Below are 9,607 nucleotides of genomic sequence, written 5' to 3'. Positions count from 1 at the left end.
CTTGCACGAAAAGCCGCCGCGCGCGACCCAGTGGAGCGTGCGCTCCATGGCGGCTGTCACAGGCCTGTCCCACACCAGCGTGCAGCGGATCTGGCACGCGCACGGCCTCAAGCCGCACCTGGTCAAGGCGTTCAAGCTCTCCGCCGACAAGCGCTTTGTCGAGAAGGTCTAGGACGTGGTCGGTCTCTATCTCGACGCGACGGACAAAGCCCTGGTGCTCGCGGTCGACGAGAAAAGCCAGCTCCAGGCGCTCGACCGCACCCAGCTGCCGCGCCGGCATGGTGGCAAAGCCAAAGGAGCGATTGGGATGAGAGCTGGGTAGGTCAGATCTGAATCGGCGCCCTCGCTCAAAATGGGTCAGACTCCAGCCGGCGTTGACAATGAGTCTCTATACGCAATCCCTACAGTCAGAACGTACCTCTCGATCTCCCTCGATCGCATGGATTTTGGAGTCAACAAGGTCGGCTAAAGCACTGTCGGGCGATAGCGCGCGCAAGTCCTCAGACGCTTGCTTCAGTTCGAGTAAGGTCGCCCCGTCAATGAGGCCTCTCTCTGCAATAACTAGGTTGTCCCGGAAATTCACGGCAAAGCCCTTTCATGCTGCAATGGGGCATGAGATGGCCTCTTGATCGGGGCTTTCAACTACATCGATTCCAGTAATTATCGGGGCCAGGATCGGCGCGAAGTCTGGCCCTAAGCCCGCCTCTGTTTACCCACGTTGCGCAGAGTTTCGTGCCTTTGCCCAGGTTCGTGTTTCGCTGGGAGACGAGATCATGCGGATCGCTGGTGGTACCAGCAATCCAGCAACTGAACCGACAACAAGCCCGATCAATCCCACAGCCATTGGAGTGCCCCTGTCCCAAGGTGCAGGAGCAAGATCCTGCAGTGAAGGCAGAATAGGCCGATATGGTTGCCTCAGGCTTGCCACGCAGGCGATGGTGATACCACCCGATCGTCATACAGAGCGCGAGATGAGCGCCAAAAGAGAAAGGCCACCCTTGCGAGCGGCCCAAAGTTTAGGGGAAACGCACCCAAGGGGAGCATGCCACCGAAACACGGCGACGAGGCGCCTTTCTATTTACGACTTTGGTCACAGGCTACTCCTCGCCAATCACCCGAGCTATGTATCCGTCGCATACCGTGGGGCCTGTTGGGGCGCGCTTACAGCGACCAAAGGAAAAGGCCGCTGTCACCGGCCGAGGCGTATAGAGGACGTCCCTCTGTAAAGGGAAGCGGCCTCGACATGGCGACAGGCCGCGCAACCATAGTAGCTTCGGGCCCGCACGAATCGAAACTATGTTTCATGATCGAAGCCAGTCATTCTGTGGATGGACGCGCGCCGCCAATCTCCTTCGTTGCACCAAAAAAGAAGACCGCCGGGAGGCAGCGGTCGGAGGTGCAGAGGAGAGTCTCTGTGTCAGGGAGGCAATGCCGAGGTCCGGCCTTACCGACACCCCACTGTAGAGACGGGAGGAAAGAACTTGAAATTCCTTTGCTTGATGGGTTCCATTCAAGCCGCGCATGATCCGAACTGCCTGCCTCAACCCCGCTTCCAGTTCAGAATCGGCCCACCGCCACTCTGGTAGCAATTGATATCTCCAAATACCGCCACGAGGTGCTCTCATCGAGGCGCCCGGCCATTCGAGACGTCGGCGGCTCACAATCCTCAACACCAAGGCTGACCATGGCCGCCTTGTTGAGACCCTGACTAGTTATGATGCCCCCGTATAATCGGCTTCGAGGCTGCTAGGCGACTACCATCGTGGCTTCGCCTACTGCCTGCTCTCAGACGGCTTCGAGCTGCGGCTGGTCTCGTCAGTCGCGCTCGCCCTCACCCGGGAGACCCTTAACAACGGGTGGGACAAGAATGATCCAAGGACGCGCAAGCCATCCTGCTCATGCTCAGGATTGGAGCCACACAGCGCAAGACCCCCCAAAGAGCTGGAGGATGAGGGGGCTTTGACGGCCGAGATTATCGCCCTGGCTGCCCAGTACGGGCGCTACGGCTACCGGCGCGTCACAGCCCTGCTGCGGGAGGCGGGCTGGCTGGTGAACAAGAAGTGGTTGGAGCGGATCTGGCGACAGGAGGGCCTCAAAGTGCCACAGAAGCAGCCGGAGAAAGGTCGCCTCTGGCTCACCGATAGTTCGTGCATCCGGCTGCGACCAGACTACCCCAACCACGTCTAGAGTTACGACTTCGTCGAGGACCGCACCCACGACGAACGCAAGTTCCGCATGCTCAATATCATCGACGAGTTCACGCGCGAGTGCTTGGCCATCCGGGTAAGCCGGAAGCTGAAGCGGTCGATGTGATCGTTGTGCTCTCGGATCTGTTCATCCGGCGCGGTTTTCCTGGGCATATTCGTTCCAATAACAGATCCGAATTCGTGGCCAAAGCAGTGCGTGAGTGGATCGCGGCTGTGGGAGCCAAGACGGCCTACATCGAGCCGGGCAGTCCTTGGGAGAACGGCTGTTGCGAGAGTTTCAACTCGAAGCTGCGGGATGAACTGCTGAGAGATCTTCTATACCTTGGAAGAGGCGAAGGTGGTGATCGAAATTTGGCGCCGGCACTATAACACGGTGCGCCTGCACTCATCCTTGGGCCACCTGCGCCAAAGGTTGTGGTCCCTGCTTCCAAGCTGGCGCCTAGACCAACGCTGAATAACATCACACCCGGATCACCCGCTCGGGGCAGGCTATAGGCGCATTTATTTGCCGGATGAGACAATTATCTCGTTGGTTCCTTCGACCTGTTGTTGCTCGACCACAACCAGTCATGAAAATCCGGCTATTAGGATACTTCCTTAATTCGGCCTCCAGCATCTCTGAGGTATGCTCCTCCCCACAGACTTAAAACAATAATACATTGAGTAAGTTTCATGTCGGCGTGTGCTACGGAGTCCAACTTATCTCGCTGGGAAGAGGCAGACCGTCTGGCGGCTCTTCGCAATTTTGAGATTCTCGACACCGATCCCGAACCAGCGTTCGATGACCTCGCGACGCTGGCTACGCGGATATGCGATGCGCCGATTGGGGTATTAAACTTCATCGACGAGGGACGGCAGTGGTTCAAATCTGAGATTGGTCTGGGTGTCCGCGAGACACCGCTGGACATCTCGATCTGCGCCCGTGCGATCCTCCAGCCCGGCCTGTTTGTCGTCCCCGACACGACCAAAGACCCAAGACTCACCTGCAACCCTCTCATCACTGGTGAGCCGAACCTTCGTTTCTATGCCGGAGCGCTCCTCGAAACAGAGGATGGTCTTCCGCTCGGGACGCTGTGCGTCCTCGACTACAACCCTCGCCCCGAAGGGCTGACAAAAGAACAGGAGGAGGCACTCCAAGCTTTGGCCCGTGCGGTCATGAGCCAAGTCAAGCTCCGGCAGGCGAACAAATCCGCTGCCGAGGGTGAAACGAAGTTCAGGGCAATTGCCGAAGCCATGCCCCAGATGATCTGGTCCACGCGACCGGATGGCGAGACGGACTATTGTTACAGGCGCTGGTATGAATTCACGGGCCTGCGGCCAGGATCGATGGACAAGGTCTTATGGAGCCACCTGCTCCACCCTGATGATCAGGATGGAGCCAAGGCCAAGTGGCAACACTCGCTGGACACAGGCGAACCTTACGAGATCGAATACCGGCTGCGCCACCACTCTGGCGAGTACCATTGGACCCTCTGCCGTGCATTACCGGTCCGCAATGACGGAGGAGAGATCGAGCGTTGGTTCGGCACCTGCACAGACATTCACCACTGGAAACAAGCTATTACTGAGAGCGAGCATCGGTACCGGGCTCTGGTCGAGGTCAGCGCAACAATTGTTTGGCGGGCAAGGCCGGACGGCTCGATCATTGACGCCTCTCCAGAATGGGAGGCTGTCACGGGTCAGAGCCCCGAGGCGTTCAAAGGGTTCGGCTGGCTGAGCGCCGTCCATCCGGACGACTGCGAGCGCGTTATCTCGCATTGGCTAGAGGTTTTGGCATCCCGCCGCGTCGGCACCGATGAACTCCGGGTTCGTCATGTCAGCGGTGAATACAGGTGGTTTGGCACTAAAACTGTGCCGCTCCTGAATGCCGACGGGACAGTGAGAGAATGGGTTGGCACTATAACGGACATTCACGAGCAGAAGTCCGCCTCTGAGCGGCTGCGTATCAGTGAGGAGCGTCATCGTGCTCTGATCAATGCCAGCACCACAGTGGTGTGGCGAGCAGGTTCGGACGGAGCCGTTCTCGAAGGTTGGGGCTGGGAGACGTTCTGCGGTCATAGACAAGGAAGCTTCAAAGGCTACGGTTGGCTCGACAATGTCCACCCTGATGACCGAGAAAACGTCATTTCCTGCTGGCAGGGGGCCATCGCTGCGCAGCAAACCTGCGCCAGCGAGTATCGCATCCGCCACTTGGATGGTGAGTATCGCTGGTCTCTGACCAGGGCCGTGCCCCTCTTGGGCAGCGACGGCACAGTTCAGGAGTGGATCGGAACAATCACGGATATCCATGAGCAGAAACGCGTTGCCGAGCACATTCGCATCAGCAAGGAGCGCTACAGTGCTCTTATCCAGGCAAATTCGTCTGTGGTGTGGCTGGCCACCGCAGACGGCTTGATGAAGGACGATGTCGGCTGGACCGAGACATCCGGGCAGGAGGTTGAGGCGTACGCAGGCGACGGTTGGCTCGATGCGGTCCACGCAGATGATCGGGAACGCGTCAAAATCAGTTGGAAGCAAGCCATCTCCTCCACCACCGTTTGGGAAAGCGAATTCCGGGTCAAACACAAGGATGGCAATTATCGGTGGAGTCTTGCCAGGGGTGTACCGCTAAAAGATCATGGTGGCGCTGTGCAGGAGTGGGTTGGAAGCCAGACGGATATTCATGACCGTAAGGAAGCGGAGGAAAACCTGCGGGCCAGTGAAGAAAGGCTAAGGCTTGCGATTGAAGCGACATCCCTTGGAATCTGGGACATCAGCCTCGTGACAGGCGCGCGTCGATGGACGCCTGAGGTACGAAATATCCTCGGCATCCCAGCAGGCACCCCGATCACGCCAGAGGCGTTTCTGGCCTGTGTCCATCCAGAGGATCGGACCCGCGTTGGAAACAGGTTCGCTGGACAATTGGCCGATGAAGGAACGAGCGACAGCGTTATTTTCCGCATCACTCGAGCGGATACTGATGAGGAGCGGTGGATCACCTCAAGTAGCCGCAACATTTTGGACGGACAGGGACAGCCCATCCGCACCGTTGGGACGATCCAGGACATCACGCATCGTAGACAAGCGGAAGCTGAACTCGCGGAAAAGGCGGCACTTCTTGAGGTTACCTTCGAGAACATGGACCAGGGCCTCATCATGGTAGATGCCGCCGACCGGGTGACCGTGTTCAACAGACGCGCCCTGGACCTTCTCGACCTACCTTTCGACTTCATGGCGAGCAATCCTCTAGTTCATGAGGTCAAGGCCTATCAGGAGGATATGGGTGACATCCCTAGAGACCCGGAGCTTCTCAAGCTGGTCAGGACCAGGAGCTTTCTATCCGATCCAAGTACCTTTGAGCGGACTCGGCTCAACGGCACAATTCTGGAAATCCGAACCGTTCCCCTGCCGAAAGGTGGTGCGGTCCGCACCTACACCGACATAACGGCCCGGCGGCGGGCAGAAGGCGAACTTCGCGCCAGCGAGGAGCGCCTGCGGCTTGCACTCCAGGCGGGTCGGATCGCAGTGCTGGAAATGGACCTCCAGACGAACGTCATCACGCGACACCAGAACACGATTGACCTTCTCGGCATCGAGTCGAGCAGTTTGTCCGATTTCATGCAGCGGGTCCACCCGGATGACCAACTCAAGCAGAAGCATTTCTTCCAGGACATCGCGACCAAAGGCGCAAGCAGCCTCGAGTTCCGCTACGTGCCACCAGACGGGCAGAGTCGGTGGTTTGCGCTGCACGCTGAGAGAACTGCGCCTGACCGAGTTGTTGGTCTGATCTCCGACATCAGTGATCGCAAAGTCGCCGAGAAGGAACTCTGGCGTCTAGCGAACCATGATCCGCTCACAGGACTACCTAATCGGGCCTACTTCCAGTATCGTCTGGAGAGAGCCCTTTCTGAGGCGAAACAGGTCGGGTTGGCTGTAAGCCTGCTGCTGATCGACTTGGACGATTTCAAGGATGTGAACGACTCCTTCGGCCACGACGCGGGCGATGTCCTGTTGAAGGAAACAGCGACCCGCCTGTCGAGGGCGATGCGAGACGGCGATAGTTTAGCCCGGCTCGGCGGTGATGAATTTGCAGTTCTGCTGACAGGCTCGTCCACGCTGGGGCACGCCTCGACCCTTGCCGAGGGCATCGTAAAAAAGCTGTGTCAGCCCATCTCGTATGCAGGCCAGATGCTGACCACCCGCGCAAGCATTGGAGTCGCGGCCTTTCCCGACCACCATGGTGAGCCTGCCGAGTTGATGAAGGATGCTGACATGGCCCTGTATCGGGCCAAGGCCGAGGGTCGCAATCGGGTTGTAACCTATTCCCCTGAAATGCGGGCGGCGATTGAGCAACGGATAGTTCTCAGAAGAGAAATGCGCGAGGCGATCTCACGCGACCAAATCAGCCCTTTCTATCAGCCGAAAGTCTGCCTATCGACGGGCGAAATCGTTGGCTTTGAGGCGCTCGCGCGCTGGCAGCACCCAACCCGTGGTCTTCTGACCCCTACCAGCTTTGGGGATGCCTTTGATGATCCGGAACTTGCAACTCTCATCGGCAAGCGTTTGATCGGCAAAGTGGCCTCGGATATGCGCCGATGGCTCAAGAGCGACCTTGGCTTCGGCAGGATTGCGATCAATCTCTCGCACGCAGAGTTCATCCAGCCCGGTTTGGCCGAGGATATCCTGCGTGTTCTTGATCTCGCTAAGGTTCCTGCAAAGCACTTTGAGATCGAGATCACAGAAAAGGTTCTGCTCGATGTCCAATCGGAAGCAGTCCTCTCCGCTCTGGCAAAGTTCCGGGAGCACGGTGTTCAAGTTGCTCTCGACGATTTTGGAACGGGTTACGCCTCGTTGACTCACCTGAAGCAGTTTCCGGTCGATCACATCAAGATTGATCAGAGATTTGTGCGAGGTATTGAGGAGGATCCGGACGACGAGGCTATCGTAACGGCGGTGGTCAGTCTCGGCAGGAGCTTAAATCTGAGAGTCACGGCTGAGGGGGTAGAAACGACAGGTCAGGCTCAGCGGCTGCGAGAGATGGGTTGTAGTGCAGTACAGGGTTACCTCTTTTCAAAGCCTATGGCTGGAGCAGATATTCCCGAGTTTCTATCGGGCTGGACGGCTCGGCATATCCCCGCCAGCAGGAGACTTCTTGTAATCGAGAGATAAGGGGCCAGCGATCTACTCGCCTGAGCGGATCCTCGGCGTACTTCACGGACGTCCCACAGGCCGACACCCATCTCTTGACACAAACTTTCTTGTGATCATTCGGACCCGGGAACGATCAATCGAGATAGCGATCAGGCTTGGGGAATCATCCAGAAATCGAGGATCGGAAGAAAGCCCAGCAGACCCGCCACCACAAGGGCAATGCCGATCCCGGTGGGCGCGATCGCGGTAATTTGACGTACCGGCCGCCGTAGACGATGCCGTTCCTGGCTGTCGTGGTGCCACGTGAGACGCCCCGATGCGCCGTGCCTGTCAGGCTGTCGGGATTGCTTTGTATGCGTCGACCCTGGCGCCATACTCGTCATTCACGCAGAGATCCTCGCCCGCGCCGTATCGCGGGGCCTCGGCCACCCGGTTCTTATCGATATCGACAGCGTAGCCGCCCAGCCTGGTGTCATAGGTCAGCGCCCGCAAGGGCAAGGGATGGCAGCTCTCGCCGATGCCAAGAAACCCGCCGAAGCTCATCACCACATAAGCGACCTGCCCCGTTGTCTTGTCGATCATGAAACTGGACTCGGTTCCGATGCACCCATGGCCAGGGAATCCGGCATGAAGATCGGGATTCAGGCGGTGAGGATCGCCTTGCCCGGGTTCATCGTGCCGTACATGGCCGTGTACGACCCAGCCCTGATGCTTCAGCCCGTGCCGGGGCTCGAGGTTGCCGGCTACTGGCTGGCGGTAGCGTACATTGCCAGTAAGACGATGCTTGCGCCGCTGCTGTGGGGCGCCGCGGCTGCCGGATACTTCCGTGGGCCGCTGGTGTGGTGGGAGCGGCTTCTGGCCACCGGCGCGGCGGCGCTGCTGGTTCTGGCCCTGCCAATCACGGATGAGCTGGGGTTTGCCCTGGCGGCGGTAGTCGGCGGCCTTCACCTGTGGAGGGTCAAAGCTCGTTCCGCAGCGGCATAGTGGCGATCAGCCGTGGCGCGGCTTTGTCTCGATGTCACATCGAAGCTGGTCGTGGCGCGGTTCGGGCTGAAGCTCGCCATGATCCTGTTTCTGATCGGGCTGGCGGGCCAGCGCCTCCCGTCAGTCCTCCTCGGGACATCGCTCATCCTTTGCTTCCATGCTGTCAGATCAGCCGTGATCGTCGGCGATCTGGTTCCTGGCTATTGTGACAGCGGCCAATCTCGTCTCGCAATAGCTTATTCAAGTTCTGTTCGCCTATACGAGCAAAATAGGTCAGGCCGTGGCGGCATCTTATGATCGTCAGCCTCGTGGCCGGCTGCAAAGATCAATTCCCGAACTGGTCCCGTGCGGCTCTCCCCAATCAGACAGTTTGTCGGCAACTCGGCCTGAGCAGGATGAATGAGAGGCGCGGGCAGTCTCGCAATCTCACGCACGCTTCGGAGAGGGCTTTGAGGTTTTCGCAGACTTCGCCACAGACTTGTCGTTGGCCCTGGTCGCGGCGGCCTTCCGGGCCGGTGCTTTCTTGGTCGAGGTCTTGGTGGCTGCTCGTGCCACTGATCGCTTCTTTCGCCGAACACTGTTGGGTGCGGACATCCTATAGGCACAAAAGTTTTTGCTTCAACAGGAATGTCAATAGATTTTCACCTTATAAGAGAGGTGCAAACGAACGGCTGTCTGAGTTGTCTCGCAGTCTTCGATTGCTCGTCCGGATAACAGGCACATGAAGATCTTTACATTGGTATGCCGGATGACTTTGATCCATTAGCTTCACCCGACACGACCTGGAGCTTGTTCTTGCTAATCTACTAAGTCCTGTTGCTTAACAGGGAGCTCTCCGCAGCCGGACGCGCCCTCTCCTGGAAAAGTGGACAAGAGGCATGGGAAGGGGGCGAGCGTCACTGGTGTAGGTAGTGCTGGGTTTTCCTCCTATGATAACGTCTCAATGGGAGAGGAAGCACGAGATGCAGGACCGGACGGTTTTCTTGATCAAACCAGATGGCAGTGTGGGTTACGAATTTCATGGTGGGTTGTTGCCGGAAGGTGAGCTTGAGGTAGAAGCCCGAAAGGCGGCCCTGAGGGATAACGCCGGCTCTCACGAGGAAATCGCCACCTGGACGTTTATGGCCCCTGCCGCGCCACAGGAGCAGGACAATAGCCACTAGCTGTGAGATCTGAGGAGGTTGTTCATCCCGTCTGAGGGCCTGAAGGTGGTCGTTGCGACACGATTACCGATGGACCTGAGAGATGAACAACCCGCATCAGAATGCCCGCACGACCCGCTTGGG

The 9,607-nt window shown here is 58.2% G+C and carries 4 protein-coding genes and 2 pseudogenes; 5 read left to right on the top strand and 1 reads right to left on the bottom strand.

Going from position 1 to position 9,607, the window contains the following annotated elements:
• The 3 genes and pseudogenes from ACFOYU_RS15655 to ACFOYU_RS15645 all read left to right on the top strand — a co-directional run.
• Positions 1-265 (top strand): annotated as a pseudogene (locus ACFOYU_RS15655) (IS630 family transposase); the annotation flags it as partial.
• A gap of 1,266 nt (positions 266-1,531) precedes the next feature.
• Positions 1,532-2,661 (top strand): annotated as a pseudogene (locus ACFOYU_RS15650) (IS3 family transposase).
• Between the two features lie 218 nt (positions 2,662-2,879).
• Positions 2,880-7,355 (top strand): PAS domain-containing protein, encoded by a 4,476-nt coding sequence (locus ACFOYU_RS15645; RefSeq protein ID WP_377034306.1) that lies wholly within the window; start codon positions 2,880-2,882, stop codon positions 7,353-7,355.
• A gap of 312 nt (positions 7,356-7,667) precedes the next feature.
• Here the strand turns inward: ACFOYU_RS15645 and ACFOYU_RS15640 are convergent, their stop codons facing one another.
• A complete protein-coding gene (locus ACFOYU_RS15640; protein ID WP_377034305.1) occupies positions 7,668-7,919 on the bottom strand; it encodes a hypothetical protein in 252 nt (83 codons plus the stop codon).
• A gap of 27 nt (positions 7,920-7,946) precedes the next feature.
• On the opposite strand from ACFOYU_RS15640, the gene ACFOYU_RS15635 reads away from it, so the two are divergent.
• The gene (locus ACFOYU_RS15635; protein ID WP_377034304.1) at positions 7,947-8,321 is read left to right on the top strand and encodes a hypothetical protein; all 375 of its coding nucleotides are present in this window, start codon (positions 7,947-7,949) and stop codon (positions 8,319-8,321) included.
• Between the two features lie 962 nt (positions 8,322-9,283).
• Positions 9,284-9,484 carry a hypothetical protein gene (locus tag ACFOYU_RS15630; protein WP_377034303.1) on the top strand — a complete coding sequence of 67 codons (201 nt, stop codon included), beginning with the start codon at positions 9,284-9,286 and terminating at the stop codon, positions 9,482-9,484.
• Positions 9,485-9,607: the final 123 nt, after the last annotated feature.

The organism is Microvirga sp. GCM10011540 (assembly GCF_042650665.1).
Classification (GTDB): domain Bacteria; phylum Pseudomonadota; class Alphaproteobacteria; order Rhizobiales; family Beijerinckiaceae; genus Microvirga; species Microvirga lenta.
This window is presented reverse-complemented; position numbering and strand designations above follow the sequence as displayed.